Genomic DNA, 17,554 nt, shown 5'->3' with positions numbered 1-17,554 from the left:
GTTGGTGTAAAAGGTAAATTTAGTCAGCTAATTAACTAACAGAATTATGAAATTCAGCATTGCCCTATCAGCCATAGGATTAAGTATGGCTGCCTTAACATTATTTGCTACAGAGCCCAAAAGCTCTGATGACAAGAGCAAAAAAGAAGTAAAAAAATTTATTGACCCTGCCAATATGGATTTTAGTGTGAAGCCAGGCGATGATTTTGCACAATATGCCAATGGTATTTGGGTTAAAAATAATCCTATTCCAGCTAAAGAAACCAGATGGGGTAGTTTTTACGAATTGAGAGATTTCAACATCAATGCCGTAAAAACCATATTAAATAATGCTGCGGCCAAAACTAACGCTCCTGCTGGTTCGCCAGAAAGAAGAGTTGGAGATTTCTACAAAGCCGCTATGGATAGTATAACCATAGAAAAGCTGGGCTACAATCCAATAAAGGCAGATTTAGCTAAAATAGACGCCTTAAAAAGCACCAATGATATCATTCATGCTATTGCTACTTTACGTACACAAGGTATAGCTTCGCCAGTTTTTGGCTTTTATATTGGTCAAGATAGGAAGAACCCACAATTAATGGTAGCTCAATTAAGCCAAGGTGGCACTACCCTACCTGATAGAGATTATTACCTTAAAGATGATGCTCGAAGTGTAAAAATAAGAGACGCTTATAACCAATACGTACAAAAGCTATTTACACTTACAGGTTCATCGGTAGAAGAAGCCAAAAAACATGCTGCTACTATTTTTAATTTAGAAAAATCATTCGCTGCGGCACAAATGAGCCGTTTAGAAATGAGAGACCCTTATAAAACTTACAATAAGTTTGCTGTTGCAGATTTTTCTAAAACCACACCCAACCTAAATTGGAAGAATTTATTAGCAAAAATGAAAGTTCAGGGAGAGGACACCATTTTAGTAAGCAATCCTAAATTTTTCAAATCTGCTGATAGCTTATTAACCCAAACTGCTGTTGCTGATTTAAAAACTTATCTAAAGTGGAATATCATTAAAAATGCTGCTTCACACCTCAGTTCAGACTTTGTAAAGGCAAATTTTGAATATTCAAGAGTTTTAAGCGGCCAAAAAGTACAAACGCCACGCTGGCAAAGAATGTCTTCTTTAACTGATGGTACCATTGGTGATTTGCTAGGACAATTATATGTACAGCAACACTTTAAGCCAGAGGCTAAAGCAAGAATGAAAGAACTAGTAAACAACCTTTCTATTGCATTTGAAAAAAGAATTAAAGCTTTAGATTGGATGAGCGAAGAAACCAAAGTGAAAGCATTAGATAAATTACATGCTTTTACACCTAAAATTGGTTATACCGATAAGTGGGAAACTTATGATGGCTTAGTAATTAAACCAAATACGCACTTCCAAAATGTTAGAAACTCTGGCGAGTGGGCTTATAACAAAATGATAAGCAGATTAGGAAAACCAGTAGATAAAACACAATGGGGAATGACACCACCAACGGTAAATGCCTATTACAGTCCAGTGATGAATGAAATTGTATTTCCAGCGGGTATTTTACAATTCCCATTCTTTGACCCTAATGCAGATGATGCGATCAATTACGGAGGTATTGGTGCTGTTATTGGGCATGAAATGTCTCATGGTTTTGATGACTCTGGTAGCCAATATGATAAAGATGGTGCTTTACGTAACTGGTGGACAGCTGATGATTTAGCAAGATTTAAAGCAAAATCTGCAGATTTAGTACAGCAATACAACAATTATAAAGTGCTAGATACCATCCCGGTAAACGGCAAATTAACCTTAGGAGAAAATATTGGTGACCTTGGCGGATTAAACATTGCTTATGAGGCTTTTAAAATGACCGAGCAAGGAAAATCAAATACCAAAATTGATGGCTTCACCCCAGATCAAAGATTTTTCTTATCATGGGCACAAGTTTGGAGAGGCAGCTCTTTACCAGAAACAGCTGCTCAATTAATTATTGTAGATACACACTCACCAAACGAATTTAGAACCATAGGTCCAGTTGTAAATATGGATGCTTGGTACACTGCATTTGATGTAAAACCTGGAGACAAACTTTACAAAGCTCCAGAAAACAGAATAAAAATCTGGTAATCAATCTCTTATTTTTAAAGCCGCTTTTTAAATATCTTATATATTTTGAAAGCGGCTTTTTCATTTTAGCAAAAAGTAAAAAACACGTAATATAGAGCAAACAAAAATCTATTTGCTTGCGTATATTTATATGCAAATTCTCGTTATAGTGTTAATTCATGATGTTAAAAAAGTTTTACTATTTACTCCTTCTAGTTTTACCACAATCTTTATTTGCACAAATAAAAAATCCGGATTTTAAAGACATGCTTGATAGTATTTACCATCATAGCGTACCTTTAATCAGCGTTGACTCTTTAAAAGAACTTAAAAATGTTTATTTGTTAGATACCAGAGAGAAAGAAGAATTTAACGTTAGCCACTTAAAACATGCTCGTAACGTAGGTTATATTTGGTTTGATATGCGTGATGTTTATGACATCCCTAAAGATGCCACCATTGTAGTATATTGCTCTGTAGGTTATAGAAGCGAGAAAATTGGCGAAAAGCTTATAAAAGCTGGTTATAAAAATGTTTTTAATCTTTACGGAAGTATATTTGAATGGGTAAACCACGGTTATCCGGTATATAAGTCAGACGGGGTACAAACTTCTGAAGTACATACTTATAACAAAAAGTGGTCTAAATGGGTATCAAGAGGCACAAAAGTTTTTTAATTTAAATATCATTATTATATGCTAGAGCCTGATAGGCTAACAGTTGTTACTACTGCAGATGGGTCTAAAACCATCTATCACCCTATTATAAAAGAAAATTACCATAGTAGAAATGGAGCTTTACAAGAAAGCAACCATGTATTTTTAAACTCAGGCTTACGTTATTACTTAGCAGATAAACAACATACTGAGGTTGCTGTATTAGAAATTGGCTTTGGTACTGGCTTAAACTTTTTACTAACTGCTGATTTTTGTAAAGGCAAAGAAATACAACTTGATTATGTTGGTATTGAAGCTTATCCCTTAAACCTAAACTTGATTGAAGAAACAGCTTACCAAGAAATAGTTTCTGCCAATACTTGGAGTATGTTTACCAAACTATATGATGAAGCCTTGCAAAAAAATGTTATTTTAAATGAGTTTTGCAAATTGCATATTGCACCTATTACACTAGAAAATTTCTCTAGCACACAGCTTTTTGATGTCATTTATTTTGATGCCTTTGCATCTTCTAACCAACCAGAAATGTGGACCAAAGAAGCTATCACTAAAACCATATCTTTCTTAAAACCCGGCGGCGTATTTGTTACTTATGCCATTACTGGCGATTTAAAACGCATCATGAAATCTTTAAACATGAAAATCGAAAAAGCTCCTGGGGCAGCTGGAAAACGCGAAATGCTTAGAGCTGTGAAAGGCTAAAGAATTAAAAAGTAAAAAAGAAAAATTCAAAATTCAAAAACCTTAGGAACTCCTAGAGAACTGGTAACAGGAAACTGAAAACTCGCAACTGAATTAAATTCAAAAGGAAAAATTAAAAATTCAAAAAACTTTAGGAATGTCCAAAATGATATTCAACTGGTAACAGGAAACTGGCAACTGAATTAAATTCAAAAGGAAAAATTAAAAATTCAAAAACCTTTAGGAACTCCTAGAGAACTGGTAACAGGAAACTGAAAACTCGCAACTGAATTAAATTCAAAAGGAAAAATTAAAAATTCAAAAAACTTTAGGAATGTCCAAAATGATATTCAACTGGTAACAGGGAGCCGAAAACTGGCAACTGATACAAAATCAATCAATAGAAAAAATGCCAATCTATCTTATGTTATTGCTCATCAAGTATAATGTATTGATGTAGAATTGCTCTAAATTGCTTTTCAGATTTGCACTTATAGGTTATTTCTCATTTCCTAAAGCAATTCATCATTTTATTAAACCAATATCATGAACAAGATGAAAGAAGAAAAAGAAAATCATATACAGCGTAGAGCTTTTATTCAGAAAAGTGCCTTGTTTGCTGCTTCTACTTTAATATTACCTTTTTTAAGTGAAGATACATACGGCTTTGTAAACCCTCCTCTAAAGACTAAATCGGTACCAAATGTTAAACTTAATAACGGTGTCTTAATGCCTGTCCTAGGTTTCGGAACTTTTCAGTTAAGAGAATCTGTTTGCCAGCAAAGTGTAGCGGAGGCACTTGCTGTAGGTTATAGACTAATTGATACTGCTACTTTGTATAGAAATGAAGAATACGTAGGTGCAGCTATTAAAGAAAGCGGCATAAAAAGAGAAGAGCTTTTCATCACTTCAAAAGTATGGGTAACTGATTCTGGCTACGAAAAATCTAAAATTGCTTTTGAAACCTCTTTGAAAAAACTGGGTACAGATTATCTAGACTTATATCTTATCCACCGTCCAAGAGGAGATTTTAAAGGCTCATGGAAGATGATGGAAGAGCTGTATAAAGAAGGTAGAATAAGAGCTATTGGCCTTAGTAATTTTACACCAGCTCAATATGCTGATTTTATGAAAGAAGCTAAAATAGTCCCTACAGTAAACCAAGTAGAATCTCATGCTTTTTTCCATCAGGTAGATACTTATAAAGATTCAAAACAAAATAAGGTACAAATGGAAGCTTATACACCTTTTGCACAAGGTAGAAACGGACTATTTACCAACCCTGTTTTAGCTGAAATTGGCAAAAAATATAATAAAACCAACGCACAAGTAAGTTTAAGATGGCACTACCAAAGAGGTGTTATTGCTATCCCTAGAAGTTCTAAAAAAGAACATATCATTGAAAACTTCAACATCTTTGATTTTAAACTAAGCAAAGCTGATATGGCTACTATTGCCGCCTTAGATTTAAACAAAACACAGTTTCCTACTTGGGGTTGATTTTTTTTCAACAGATTAAGTTTAGAATCTCCGTAATAAAAATTTACGGAGGTTCTAAATTTCTATATTCTGTATAAACTAATCTTCTTCCCTATCCAATGCTGTACCTATTTCATCAATTTGTTGTTGATGTAAATCGCCCCAAAGTTGTTCCCACTCGTTATCTATTTTTCTTACTTGCGTAATGAGTTTACCTTGTTGTTCTATTTTAAAAAAGCTAATGCCATCGGTAGTTTCCTCTTTTCTAGCATTTAGCTGAGTTTCTTCACCATCTAATTTTATTATTAAATGAATGGGGTCTTGGTTCATGTCTTTCATAAATTGCAGATATATACATAACTATCAAAGGTTATACCGTAATATTATTTAAGAATGTGATGATAATAACTATTTTTAAACCATGAACGTATTTGATACCCAATATACTCCTGCCACTTCTTTTGAAAGGTTATTAGCTATCATGGATGATTTAAGATCTCAATGTCCTTGGGATAAAAAACAAACCATGGAAACTTTAAGGCATTTAACTATTGAAGAAACCTACGAACTCTCTGATGCTATTTTAGAAGGAGATATGCAAGAAATTAGAAAAGAACTGGGCGATTTGATGTTGCATTTAGTTTTTTATGCTAAAATAGGTTCAGAAACAAAAGATTTTAATATTACTGATGTTTTAAACGGCATCTGCGATAAACTTATTAACAGACATCCGCATATTTACAGCAATACTAAAGCAGAAACAGAAGAAGAAGTAAAGCAAAATTGGGAAAAAATTAAACTGAAAGAAGGTAATAAATCTGTTCTGGGTGGTGTGCCATCATCATTACCTGCGTTAATTAAAGCATCCAGAATTCAAGAAAAAGCTCGCGGAGTAGGTTTTGATTGGGATGATAAAACTCAAGTTTGGGAAAAAGTTGAAGAAGAATTACAAGAATTTAAAAACGAATTTAATATTGCTGATAACCAAGAAGTAGATAAAGAAAAGGCCGAAAGTGAATTTGGAGATTTAATGTTTTCACTTATCAACTATGCCCGCTTTTTAGACATTAACCCAGAGGACGCCTTAGAGAAAACAAATAAAAAATTCATTAAAAGATTCCAATATTTAGAAAGTAAAGCTTTAGAAATGGGTAAATCGTTAAAAGACATGTCTTTAGCAGAAATGGATGTATTTTGGAACCAAGCAAAAAAACTTTAATACCTGTGTATCAGTAAATAAAAAACATACGTAAGTAGTAATATAAAATTACTCTCTTATGTATTTGAATAATCTGCAATCCACTGTTTTCAGTCTTATTCTTATTTTGTTTATAGGGTTTGCCGCCTGTGAAAAAACCAGCAGGGTAGAGCTCCTTGAAAAAGATTACGAAGGAGTTTTTTATTTACAGCATAGCTCATATAACTATACCCCTAGCCCATTTGTACTCAAAATAAAAGAAGGCAAATACACTTTTATTCCGGGCCAAAACTCGCCCATGCGAGGGGGAAGCGGTTCTTTTACAGTAGAAGGTAATCAAGCTATTTTTAGAGATGAAAATTACTGGACAGCGGATTTCGATTGGAATTTTATCTTTAATGGTACCTTTGAAATCAGTAGTGATACCAAATATTTAGTATTAACAAAGAAAGTAAACGAAAATTCCAGCTACATTTATAAACTGGAAAAATAACCATGAAGCATCCTTATAGCAGTTTAAGCGATCAAGAGCTTATTATAAAATGCAGAAAAGACGATGTAAAGGCTCAAGAAATGCTTTACAAACGCTTTTATGCTTATGCTATGGGAATTTCTTTGCGTTATTGTATTAATAGAGATGATGCTTTAGAAACCGTAAACGATGCTTTTATGAAGCTGTTTAAAACCATCAAAACTTTTGAAAATGAAAGATTGATAAAGCCTTGGTTTAGACAAATTGTTGTTAACTCGGCTATTGATAGCCGAAGAAAAAATCTTAAACATTCTACAGTTTTAGACATAGAATATGCCGAAGAAAAGCCTGCTAACAATCAAATCATCTCTAAAATAAATGCCCAAGATATTCTAAAATTACTAGATGAGTTGCCAGAAATACATCGCTTAATTTTCAACCTTTACGAGATTGATGGCTATTCGCATGAAGAGATTTCAGATATTTTAGATATCCCTTCTAGCAGTTCTAGGGTATATTTATCAAGAGCAAAAGATAGATTAAGAAAATTAGTAAATAACCATTTTTATCTAAGTTATGAACGAGCAATTTGATAAAGAGCTGAGAGATCATATTAAAGATACATTTGATATTTACAATGATCAAATGGCTGATGACGGCTGGAAAAAATATCAACAGAAAGTACAGCGTAAAAAAATAAGAGCTTTTTTATTATGGAGCTTACCAAGCGGTATGGCTGCAGCGCTAGCTATATTTTGGTTATTAAACATTACGGTACAAACAGAAACTCAAGAAGACTTAAAACCAATTAAACTCAGTAAAAATAGCTTACAAAAACCATCAGAAAGTATTGAAGATAAAATAAGCTCAAAAAACATTAAAATAGCAGCTGATAATCAAATTATCAAAAAATCATACGATATCAACAAGCAAACTGAAGAGACCATTACTTATCAAAAGGTTAGAAAGCAAAATTCAACCAAGCTAGCTAGTAATTTTGTAGTAGATGATTACTTCTTCTTAAATGATACAATTGCTAAACCTTTAGAAATTAACGCAAAAAATATCAGTATCATTAATCAGCTTACCCATCAAACTCATTTAATTGATTTTATACCATCAACCAGTGAAATTATAAATACAGATAAAAGCAACAATAATAAGCGCCAGTATAATCAAAATACACCTATACTCGCTTTAACATCTACCCCACAAAATGCTTATGCAGGAGATATAAATAAAGCAGTAAATAAGCCTTTTAAAGCTTTAAAAAAGATGAAATTAGGTTTAGATGCTTCAACTTTTATGAATTTTACACAAGAGGGCATTAACGAAGACATTAACTTAGCTATAGGGGTAATATCCGAATATAGATTATCGAATAAGTTTAGTTTAAGCTCTGGTTTTAACTTCAATAAACAAACTGCTGCCTTTATAAGTAATAATCCACAACAAAATAATGCTGCCACAGAAAAAGCTTTTGCTAGTGCGATGGCAACAGTAGTTACACAAAATTTTTCTAATGCTAGATTAGTTGGTATTGATATTCCATTACAATTAAAATATACCTCGAGCTCTAAAAAAATCAATTGGTTTGTAACCGGTGGTTTTAGTTCGTATACTTTGTTAAATGAGCGCTATCTAAACAATATTTCTGTTGTAAATTATGGTTTTGCTGGTGTAGAAACCAACAATATAGTTTTAAAAGAAGAAAATAATAATAACTTATTTTCTAACCTACAATTAGCTCGTACCTTAAACTTATCTGTAGGCGTTAATATCCCAGTTAAAAATGTAACTTCTTTAGCTATAGAACCTTTTATCAAATATCCAATAAGAACAGTTGGTAATGAACAACTAGAAATTGGCTCGAGTGGTGTAAGTTTTAGGCTAAATTTAAATAAGTCTTTATTTAAATGATAGTGCCTTAACCGGAGATATTTTACTTACCAACATAGATGGAATAATTAAAACAGCTAGGCAAATAACCAACGTTCCTATATTGATGAGTATAATATCTAACCATTCAAATTGGACAGGAATAAAACTCATGTAATAAGAAGCTTCATCTAGCTTAAAAAAATGAGTTTGCTGTTGAATATAACCTAAGCCTAAGCCAAAAATATTACCCATAAGCATCCCAAAACCAACTAAATAAACGGCATTATAAAGAAAAATTTTTCTGATTCCCCAATTAGATTCGCCCAATGCTTTCAACAAACCAATCATATGTGTACGCTCCAAAATAATAATAAGCAAAGCAGAAATCATATTGATGATGGCTACCATCAACATCAAAACCAAAACCACTTGAGCGTTGATATCTAGTAAAGAAAGCCACTCGAAAATACTAGGGAAATTGGTAGTTACAGAAACTGCTTTAAGTTGTGTAGGCAATTCATCTCCAACCTCATAACTAGTAGCATCAAGCTGGTTAAAATCTTTAATTCTTAGCTCGTAACCTCCCACTTGATTGTCGTCCCACTTATTTAACCTCCTCACCAAATCCATATCTCCAATCACAAAAATCTTATCTACTTCTTCTACTCCAGTACGATAGATACCTACAATTTCAAACTTACGTTTACGTAAAGATTCTTGAATAAAGTACATCAAAAAATTATCCCCAACCTTTAAATTCAGCTTTTTAGCAACAAGTTCAGAAATCAGAATTTGCTGTTGATGACCGGGTTTGGTAAAATCTATAACCTTACCTGCTATTAAAACTTTATTGAAATTATCCCAATGGTAAGCACTATCAACACCCTTAAAAACAACCCCTTCTACTTCATCATTAGCTTTTATAATACCTGGTTTGGTAGCAAAAGCATCAACCACAGCTACGTTAGAAAGCTGTTTAATTTTGTTGAGATTTTGTTTTTCAAGGTTAAAAGATGAGTTCTCGTAAGACGAGTTTAAATCGTATTTAAGTACTTGAATATCGCCATTAAAACCTCTTATTTTTTCTCTTATTTCGGTTTTAAAACCCTTCATAATAGCGATAGCCAATAACATTACGCATAAACCAAGCGTTATGCCTAAGATAGCTATGCGTACAATTAGTTTTGAAAATGTACGCTCTGCTTTAAAGGAAAGCCTTTTGGCTATAAAAAATGCAAGATTCAAAAATTCTTTTTGTTTATTTGTAAGCCACAAATATGCGACCATTTACGCAAAAAAACACGTTAATTAGTATCTATGTTTAAAATCAGTCTCTTGTTAGCTTTCGTACTATCTTTTTATGGTTGCATAGCAGGTAATAAGCCAAATTCTATCACAGTTAAAGAAGCTCAAAAAGAAAAAACTATACTTACTGGCGCACAACAAACAGAGGTTTATTTGCCCTATTTAAAAGGTAAAAAAGTAGGTTTGGTGATTAACCAAACTGCTGAAATTAACAAGGTTTCTTTAGTAGATACTTTGAAAAGCTTAGGAGTTGATATTAAAGCTATATTTGGACCAGAACATGGTTTTAGAGGCGATGCGGATGCTGGCGAAAAAGTTGGAAATTATACCGATAAAAAAACTGGCCTTCCAGTGATTTCTTTATATGGTAAGAAACACGCCCCTTCCAAAGAAGATTTAGCCAATATAGATGTTTTAGTTTATGACATTCAGGATGTTGGCGTTAGATTTTACACTTATACCATCACCTTAGCTTATGTAATGCAGGCTTGCGCCGATAATCAAATACCACTACTTATTCTAGACCGACCAAACCCCAACGGGCAATTGATAGATGGCCCTATTTTAGAACCAGAATTTAAATCTGGAGTAGGAATGCACAAAATACCTATAGGCCATGGTTTAACATCTGCAGAATTTGCACAAATGGTAAACGGAGAGAAATGGCTTACCAAGGGCGCTCAATGTGAATTAAAAATTGTTAAGGTTAAAAATTATAGTCATAACATGGTTTATAGTCTGCCTGTTAAGCCATCTCCTAACCTACCTAATGCTTTATCTATTTATTTGTACCCAAGTTTATGTATGTTTGAAGGTACAGCTATTAGCCAGGGCCGAGGAACGCTTTATCCTTTCCAAGTTTTAGGACATCCGGCTTTAAAAGGCAAATACGAATTTAGTTTCACTCCAATAAGTATTGTTGGGATGAGTAAAAATCCTCCTTTAGAGAATCAGATTTGTTATGGTATTGATTTTAGAGGTACTGCTATAAAAGACATTCAAAATCAAAAACAACTTAATATAGGTATCTTATTAAAGCTTTATCAGGATTTCCCCGATAAAGAAAAGTTCTTCACACCTTTCTTTAATAAATTAGCAGGTAACGCTAAACTAATGCAACAAATTAAAGACGGCAAAACAGAAGCTGAAATAAGAAAAAGCTGGGCAAACGGACTCGAAATTTATAAGAAATTCAGAAAAAAATATTTATTATATAATTAAATCGAAAATATAAGCATGAGAATAGTATTTATGGGCACACCAGATTTCGCTGTAGCATCTTTAGATGCTTTAGTAAAAGCTGGTTTTGATATAGTTGGGGTTATTACAACGCCTGACAAACCAGCAGGAAGAGGACAAAAAATACAGGAATCTGCCGTAAAAAAATATGCTAAAGAACATCATTTATATATTTTACAACCAGAAAAATTAAAGGCTCCAGAGTTTTTAAAAGAACTAAAAGCCTTAGAAGCCGATTTGCAAGTTGTGGTTGCCTTTAGAATGTTACCAGAAGCCGTGTGGAACATGCCTAAGCTAGGAACTATAAACCTTCATGCGTCTTTATTACCTCAATATCGTGGAGCTGCGCCTATTAATTGGGCTATTTTAAATGGCGAAAAAGAATCTGGCGTAACTACCTTTTTCTTAAAACATGAAATAGATACTGGTGATATTTTATTTTATGAAAAAGTAGATATTACTGACGATATGACTGCCGGACAGTTACACGATGAACTGATGTTGATAGGTGCTAAATTACTTACAGAAACTGTAAAAGCTATTAAAGAAGGTAATTACGAGGAAAAACCACAAGATGAATTTGATATTGCTGTTCTTAAACATGCTCCAAAAATATTTAAAGACGATTGTAAAATCAATTGGAACCAACCCGTACAAAAAGTTTATAACCATATTAGAGGTTTAAGCCCATACCCTGCTGCTTTCACTTATTTACAAGACAAAACTTTCAAAATTTTCACCGGCCTGAAAGAAAATGCTACTGTTAACATACAGCCAGGTGAATACCTAACAGACGGCAAAACATTTTTAAAATTTGCCGCTTTAGACGGCTATATATCTGTAAAAGAAATTCAACTAGAAGGCAAAAAGAGAATGCAAATAGATGAGTTTTTGAGGGGTGTTAAGCTTTAGTTAGTTAGGTTGTTAGTTGGTTAGGTTGTTAGTTGGTTAGACCTGATAGTTATAGCTTGCTATTTAAATTTCTTGGTTAAGTTTTTCTACTAAAAACCTTGATACTTCATTAAAATATCTTTTCCTGTTGAAGCCCATTACCCATTGTATACCTTTGGTAGCATTGGTTAAAAAAACTTCTTCTGCCATATTTAGTATTTCTGGGTTTATTTGTGCTTCAACAACCTTTAAATCATTTTTTTGTGCCAGTTGCATCACTACTTGGCGCATCACGCCACCAACGCAGCCTTCACTTAAAGCAGGTGTATATAAATTGCCCTCGTAAACAATAAAGACGTTTGCGCTTATAGCCTCGCATAAAAAACCATGCTGATTCAATATAAAAGCCTCGTCTAATTTATGATGCTTCTTATACAAACCTGCCATCACATAATTTAAAGCATTACAAGTTTTAAGGTTAGATAATCTGTTTACTGCTTTAGGAATATCCTCATAAACATCTAAAATCAAACCCTTCGTATTGATATCATAATACGGAGAATCTAAAGGACTAACTTCTAAACTATAGCCGTTTTTATTTTGGTCTGGTGTATATAAACCTCCAGCATTTCTATAAATGGTTAATCTAAATCTGGCATTCTGTAGAATCTTATTTCGCTTACAAAGCTCCTCTGTTTTATCTTTTAAAAAATAAGCATCTAATTGCGAGTAGCCTTCAATTTTCAAAGTCTTCATCCCACTTTGCAACCTATCGGCATGTAAATCAGCAAAATTTAGTTTACCTCTAGACATACGCATGGTCTCAAAAATACCGTCTCCGTACCTGTAGCCTCTATTTGCTATAGTCAGTAGCTTTTCGTCTTCTTGATAAATCTCTCCGTTAAAATTGATAAAGCGTTTGACCATGCTACAAATTTAGAAATTGAACGTTTCTTTTTTAATAAGATTTTAATGATGCTGAATATAATTCGTCCATTTTTCTATAACCTGCTTAAAATCATCAGGTAATTCTGTTTCAAAATGTTTAAACTGTTTACTTACCGGATGTATAAAACCTAAAGATTGAGCATGTAGCGCCTGCCTCGGGATAGCCTGAAAACAATTTTCTATAAAAGTTTTGTATTTAGCCACTAAAGTTCCTTTTCTTATTTTATCTCCACCATAAGCAGCATCATTAAATAAAGGATGTCCAATATGCTTCATGTGCGCTCTAATTTGATGGGTTCTGCCTGTTTCTAACTCGCAAGCTACTAAAGTAACATAATTAAAACGCTGCAAAACTTTATAATGCGTAACAGACCATTTTCCTTTTTCAGGATCATCATAAACATCCATCACTTTACGGTCTTTAGCACTTCTGCCAATATAACCACTTATGGTACCGTCGGTTTCTAAATCTCCCCAAACTAAGGCAATATACCTTCTGCTGATACTATGATCAAAAAATTGTTTGGCCAAGAAAGTCATGGCTCTTTCGTTTTTACTGATGATTAACAAACCAGAAGTATCTTTATCTATACGATGAACTAAGCCTGGTCTGCCATCATTTCCGGGTAATTGTGGCAGTTGTGTGAAATGAAAAACTAAAGCATTTACCAAAGTGCCATTCCAATTACCAAAACCAGGATGAACCACCATCCCAGCTTTTTTATTAACTAAAAGCACATCATCATCTTCGTAAACTATTTCAATAGGAATATCTTCTGGATAAACGGTAGTGTCTCTTGGCGGATGTGGTAATACAATCGAGATATCATCATTGGGTTTTACTTTATAGCTGGCTTTCACTGGTTTATCATTTACCAGCACATTAGCCATTTCTATAGCATTTTGGATACGATTTCTTGAAGCATTTTCTACACGGTGCATCAAAAATTTATCTATTCTTAGTAAAGACTGTCCTTTATCAACCTTAATTCTCAGGTGCTCATATAGGTCACTCTCTTCTAAATCTGATGCTTCTTCATTAAAATCCATAAACAAAATTAAACCTTTTAAATTATTTTCAATCAATTAGAAAAAAATGGTATCACATTTGAGCTCGGCAACGTACTATCAAAACTAGAAAAACAAATTATGAAAGACTTTACTAAAAAATTCGTGTTCGTACTTAACTTTTTTCCATTTCTTATTAAAAAGATATACTTTAGGAATTGAATTAAATCATTCCTAAAATGAAAAGAATAGTACTTTTTTTTAAAACTTCTGCCTTAACACTATCATTACTGGGCGCTTTTTCAACCGTATCTGCTCAAGATGATATCGGCGAGCTAGTAAGAGCGGGCAAAGAAGACGCTACAAAACTTACTCAGGCCTATTTAAATCCTTTTTTTAAGGGCTTCGGTTTTGGTATGAACAGCGGCTGGTTCAACTCTGCCAAAACAAAAAATTTAGGCAAATTTGATTTGAGAATACAAGCTACAGGTGCTTTTGTACCACCAGCAGACCAACGCTTTAATATATCTTCTTTAGGTTTATCAAATGCAAGAGTTAAAGCTGGGCAAAGTAATTTTACCCCAACTATTTTTGGTGATGATAATTCTGCTACAACTATTGAAGTATTAGACGACAATGGAGATGTAGCTGCAGAATTTCAAATGCCACAAGGTACAGGTTTCAATATCGCACCTTCTCCGCAGGTTCAATTAACAGTAGGTTTAATTAAAAATACAGATGTATCTGTAAGATTTGTACCATCAGTAAAAATTGGGGATGGAGGTCAAATAAACTCATGGGGAGTAGGTATTAAAAAAGAAATTACTTCTTTTTTACCAGGAAAGTCTGAAAAAGTTATTCCTGTAGATATTTCACTAGCATTTGGCTATAACCAAGTAAACATTGATTACAAAATTGCTGTTGCAGACCAAGTTAATGCTGATAACGAAGGTTTAATTCCTGGACCAAATGCAGGAAAAGACCTTAACCAAAGAATAGAAGCAAAATTATCAGGCTATACTGTTGATGCTATTTTATCTAAAAAGTTAGCCATTTTTACTCCTTTTGTTAGTGTGGGTTATAATACAGCAAAGACAGAAATAGGTGCTTTAGGTGATTATATTATTAAAACTGGCTCTGGCATTAATGATAAAGAAACCATAACAGACCCTATTAAAATAAATCAAAAAGATATTTCAGGAATGAGAGCAGGCGTAGGCTTCTCTTTACACCTCGCTATTTTTAGATTATACGGAGCTTATAACATTGGAGAATACAATGCCGTTACAGCTGGTTTGGGCATTGGAATAGGGAAATAATCACATCCATAAAAACATTTAAAAGCCATTCTTTAATCAGGATGGCTTTTTTTATTTTGCATGATGCTTAACTTACAGTTTTATAGTCCTGAGGAAGAAGTTTTTTACCCAGTTTTTGAGCAGAAAAATATCAGACTCTTTGTAAAAAGAGACGATTTGATACACCCTTTTATTTCTGGTAACAAATGGCGAAAATTAAAATATAACCTCTTAAAAGCATCCGCAAACCAACAAAACCATTTAGTAACATTTGGTGGTGCATACTCAAACCATTTATTAGCTACTGCAGCAGCTGGATCTAAATTTGGTTTTAAAACTACTGCTTTTGTAAGAGGCGAAGAGGTTAATAACAGCTTATTAAGTTTGTGCAAAATACATGGCATGCATTTAATTTTCACCAGCCGAGATGCCTATAAAAATAAAAAACAACTTTTTGATGAACACTTTTCTCATAACCCAAAAGCTTATTTTATTGATGAAGGTGGTGCTGGAAAAGAAGCAGAATTAGGTTGTAGAGAAATTATAACCGAGCTTAAACAAAACTATGATTATATTTTTTGTGCTGCCGGCACCGGTACAACATCCGCAGGTATTATTAATGCTATTGACTTAAATAAATTAGATAGCATATTTGTTATGGTACCTGTATTAAAAGGTGGTATTTTCTTAAAAAATGATATTGAACCTTTATTAATAAATAACTCTAATTATCTTTTATTAGATCAATACCACTTTGGTGGATATGCTAAAACTACTCCAGAACTGATACAGTTCATCAAGGATTTTACATCCAAAACAGGTATTTTATTAGACCCGGTTTATACCGGGAAAGCTATGTTTGCTATACAAGATTTAGCTCAACAAGACTTCTTTAAAGCCAATAGTAAAATCTTAATGATACATACCGGAGGGATTTTTGGGATATTAGGTATGCTAGACAAATTCTAGCGTAACATCTTCATCTACATTAAATCATTTGGGTTTTATGGGCTGTTTTCGTATATTATAACCAAATCCTAGAGTTATGTATAAAATTAATATAGCCCCAAAACAAGTAGAAAAGGTTTTAAGTAAACATTTGCTTACAGATGGTTATGATTTACTTTTTGACATGGAAAAAAGTAATGGCGTACATATTTATGATAGCAAACATAATAGAACCTTATTGGATTTTTTCACCTGTTTTGCATCTGTCCCTTTAGGCTATAACCATCCAAAAATGTTAGCAGATGAAGGTTTTAAGCAAAACCTTATGCTTGCAGCATTAACCAATCCATCAAATTCTGACATTTATACTGCCCAATATGCTCAGTTTGTGCAAACTTTTTCTAGGGTAGGTATCCCAGATTATTTACCGCATGCATTTTTCATAGCTGGTGGTGGCTTAGCCATAGAAAATGCGCTAAAAGCTGCAATGGATTGGAAGGTACAAAAGAATTTTGCCAAAGGTTATAAGCAAGAAAAAGGTTTTAAAGTTTTACATTTTGAACAAGCTTTTCATGGAAGAACTGGTTATACGCTTAGTTTAACTAATACCTTACCTAATAAAACAAAATGGTTTGCAAAGTTTGATTGGCCTCGGGTATCGAACCCTAAAGTAAAATATCCTTTAACGGATGAAAACTTACAAGATTTAATTCAGCGAGAGGCTAAATCTATCCAAGAAATAAAAGACGCTTTTAAAAATCATCAGGATGATATTTGCGCCGTTATTATTGAACCTATACAAGCAGAAGGTGGCGATAACCATATCAGAAAAGAGTTTTTAGAACAAGTGCGTATACTTTGTGATGAAAATGAAGCACTACTTATTTATGATGAGGTACAAACTGGCGTTGGTTTAACAGGTAAATTTTGGTGTCACGAGCATTTTGGAGAACTTGCCCGACCAGACATCATTGCTTTTGGTAAAAAAATGCAGGTATGTGGAATTTTAGCCGGTAAAAAGCTTGATGAAGTAGAACATAATGTATTTACAGTGCCATCCAGAATTAATTCTACTTGGGGTGGTAATTTGGTAGATATGGTAAGAGCTTCAAAAATTTTAGAAATTATTGAAGAAGACCAGCTTTGTGCTCACGCTGCTGAAGTTGGAAATTATCTTCATGAACAGCTTCAACAGATAGCCGAAGAAGATGAACGCGTAAAAAACGTAAGAGGAAAAGGTTTATTATGCTCCTTTGATTTTGATAAACAAGAACAAAGAAACCATTTTGTAGCTAAAGGAATGGAGTACAAAGTGATGTTTTTAGGATGTGGTCATAGCACCATAAGATTTAGACCAGCTTTAATTTTGCAAAAACATCATGTAGATGAAGGTATGGAGGTAATGAGAAAAGTATTAAAAGAGCTTTAAAAGAATTTTAGCGC

Annotated in this window: 17 protein-coding genes; 13 read left to right on the top strand and 4 right to left on the bottom strand. The window is 33.4% G+C overall.

Annotated features, from left to right (window positions below):
- The first annotated feature begins 46 nt into the window (after positions 1–46).
- The 4 genes from GJJ64_RS02085 (at position 47) to GJJ64_RS02070 (ending at position 4,944) form a co-directional block, all read left to right on the top strand.
- The gene (locus GJJ64_RS02085) at positions 47–2,107 is read left to right on the top strand and encodes a M13 family metallopeptidase (protein WP_195759202.1); all 2,061 of its coding nucleotides are present in this window, start codon (positions 47–49) and stop codon (positions 2,105–2,107) included.
- 158 nt (positions 2,108–2,265) lie between these two features.
- Positions 2,266–2,763 carry a rhodanese-like domain-containing protein gene (locus GJJ64_RS02080; RefSeq protein WP_229655430.1) on the top strand — a complete coding sequence of 166 codons (498 nt, stop codon included), beginning with the start codon at positions 2,266–2,268 and terminating at the stop codon, positions 2,761–2,763.
- Positions 2,764–2,781: 18 nt separating this feature from the next.
- A complete protein-coding gene (mnmD, locus tag GJJ64_RS02075; RefSeq protein ID WP_154286105.1) occupies positions 2,782–3,465 on the top strand; it encodes a tRNA (5-methylaminomethyl-2-thiouridine)(34)-methyltransferase MnmD in 684 nt (227 codons plus the stop codon).
- A 525-nt stretch (positions 3,466–3,990) separates the two neighbouring features.
- Positions 3,991–4,944, top strand: a complete 954-nt coding sequence (locus GJJ64_RS02070) for an aldo/keto reductase (protein ID WP_317162892.1) — start codon at positions 3,991–3,993, stop codon at positions 4,942–4,944.
- A 78-nt stretch (positions 4,945–5,022) separates the two neighbouring features.
- Here GJJ64_RS02070 and GJJ64_RS02065 read toward each other — a convergent pair whose 3' ends face one another.
- Positions 5,023–5,262 (bottom strand): hypothetical protein, encoded by a 240-nt coding sequence (locus GJJ64_RS02065; RefSeq protein ID WP_154286104.1) that lies wholly within the window; start codon positions 5,260–5,262, stop codon positions 5,023–5,025.
- 82 nt (positions 5,263–5,344) lie between these two features.
- On the opposite strand from GJJ64_RS02065, the gene mazG reads away from it, so the two are divergent.
- From mazG to GJJ64_RS02045, 4 genes are read left to right on the top strand one after another with little or no spacing between them, the layout of a single operon-like run.
- Positions 5,345–6,142: a nucleoside triphosphate pyrophosphohydrolase gene (gene mazG / locus GJJ64_RS02060; protein WP_154286103.1), complete on the top strand. Its 798-nt coding sequence runs from the start codon at positions 5,345–5,347 to the stop codon at positions 6,140–6,142.
- A gap of 58 nt (positions 6,143–6,200) precedes the next feature.
- Positions 6,201–6,614 (top strand): hypothetical protein, encoded by a 414-nt coding sequence (locus GJJ64_RS02055; protein WP_154286102.1) that lies wholly within the window; start codon positions 6,201–6,203, stop codon positions 6,612–6,614.
- Positions 6,615–6,616: 2 nt separating this feature from the next.
- On the top strand, positions 6,617–7,186 hold the full coding sequence (locus GJJ64_RS02050; RefSeq protein WP_154286101.1) for an RNA polymerase sigma factor: 570 nt from the start codon (positions 6,617–6,619) through the stop codon (positions 7,184–7,186).
- On the top strand, positions 7,170–8,513 hold the full coding sequence (locus GJJ64_RS02045; protein ID WP_154286100.1) for an outer membrane beta-barrel protein: 1,344 nt from the start codon (positions 7,170–7,172) through the stop codon (positions 8,511–8,513). Before GJJ64_RS02050 ends, GJJ64_RS02045 begins: the two co-directional genes overlap by 17 nt.
- Here the strand turns inward: GJJ64_RS02045 and GJJ64_RS02040 are convergent.
- Positions 8,502–9,719, bottom strand: a complete 1,218-nt coding sequence (locus GJJ64_RS02040; RefSeq protein WP_154286099.1) for an ABC transporter permease — start codon at positions 9,717–9,719, stop codon at positions 8,502–8,504. The two genes, GJJ64_RS02045 and GJJ64_RS02040, sit on opposite strands and share 12 nt — an antisense overlap.
- Before the next feature lie 72 nt (positions 9,720–9,791).
- Between GJJ64_RS02040 and GJJ64_RS02035 the strand changes: the two genes are divergently transcribed.
- Both GJJ64_RS02035 and fmt read left to right on the top strand, forming a co-directional pair.
- The gene (locus tag GJJ64_RS02035; protein WP_154286098.1) at positions 9,792–11,000 is read left to right on the top strand and encodes an exo-beta-N-acetylmuramidase NamZ family protein; all 1,209 of its coding nucleotides are present in this window, start codon (positions 9,792–9,794) and stop codon (positions 10,998–11,000) included.
- A 15-nt stretch (positions 11,001–11,015) separates the two neighbouring features.
- Positions 11,016–11,930 (top strand): methionyl-tRNA formyltransferase, encoded by a 915-nt coding sequence (fmt, locus tag GJJ64_RS02030; protein WP_195759201.1) that lies wholly within the window; start codon positions 11,016–11,018, stop codon positions 11,928–11,930.
- Between the two features lie 63 nt (positions 11,931–11,993).
- On the opposite strand, the gene GJJ64_RS02025 is transcribed toward fmt, so the two are convergent.
- Both GJJ64_RS02025 and GJJ64_RS02020 read right to left on the bottom strand, forming a co-directional pair.
- The gene (locus GJJ64_RS02025) at positions 11,994–12,836 is read right to left on the bottom strand and encodes an aminotransferase class IV (RefSeq protein WP_154286097.1); all 843 of its coding nucleotides are present in this window, start codon (positions 12,834–12,836) and stop codon (positions 11,994–11,996) included.
- Positions 12,837–12,878: 42 nt separating this feature from the next.
- Positions 12,879–13,907 carry an RluA family pseudouridine synthase gene (locus GJJ64_RS02020; RefSeq protein WP_154286096.1) on the bottom strand — a complete coding sequence of 343 codons (1,029 nt, stop codon included), beginning with the start codon at positions 13,905–13,907 and terminating at the stop codon, positions 12,879–12,881.
- Between the two features lie 197 nt (positions 13,908–14,104).
- Between GJJ64_RS02020 and GJJ64_RS02015 the strand changes: the two genes are divergently transcribed.
- The 3 genes from GJJ64_RS02015 (at position 14,105) to lat (ending at position 17,540) form a co-directional block, all read left to right on the top strand.
- Positions 14,105–15,184 carry a DUF6588 family protein gene (locus GJJ64_RS02015; RefSeq protein ID WP_154286095.1) on the top strand — a complete coding sequence of 360 codons (1,080 nt, stop codon included), beginning with the start codon at positions 14,105–14,107 and terminating at the stop codon, positions 15,182–15,184.
- A 60-nt stretch (positions 15,185–15,244) separates the two neighbouring features.
- Positions 15,245–16,132: a 1-aminocyclopropane-1-carboxylate deaminase/D-cysteine desulfhydrase gene (locus GJJ64_RS02010; protein WP_154286094.1), complete on the top strand. Its 888-nt coding sequence runs from the start codon at positions 15,245–15,247 to the stop codon at positions 16,130–16,132.
- A gap of 76 nt (positions 16,133–16,208) precedes the next feature.
- On the top strand, positions 16,209–17,540 hold the full coding sequence (gene lat / locus GJJ64_RS02005; protein ID WP_154286093.1) for an L-lysine 6-transaminase: 1,332 nt from the start codon (positions 16,209–16,211) through the stop codon (positions 17,538–17,540).
- The last annotated feature ends 14 nt before the right edge of the window (positions 17,541–17,554 follow it).

Origin of the sequence: Pedobacter puniceum, assembly GCF_009674685.1 — a bacterium.
Lineage (GTDB): Bacteria > Bacteroidota > Bacteroidia > Sphingobacteriales > Sphingobacteriaceae > Pseudopedobacter > Pseudopedobacter puniceum.
The sequence above is the reverse complement of the archived record's forward strand: the minus strand, read 5'-3'. Positions and strand labels throughout refer to the sequence as shown.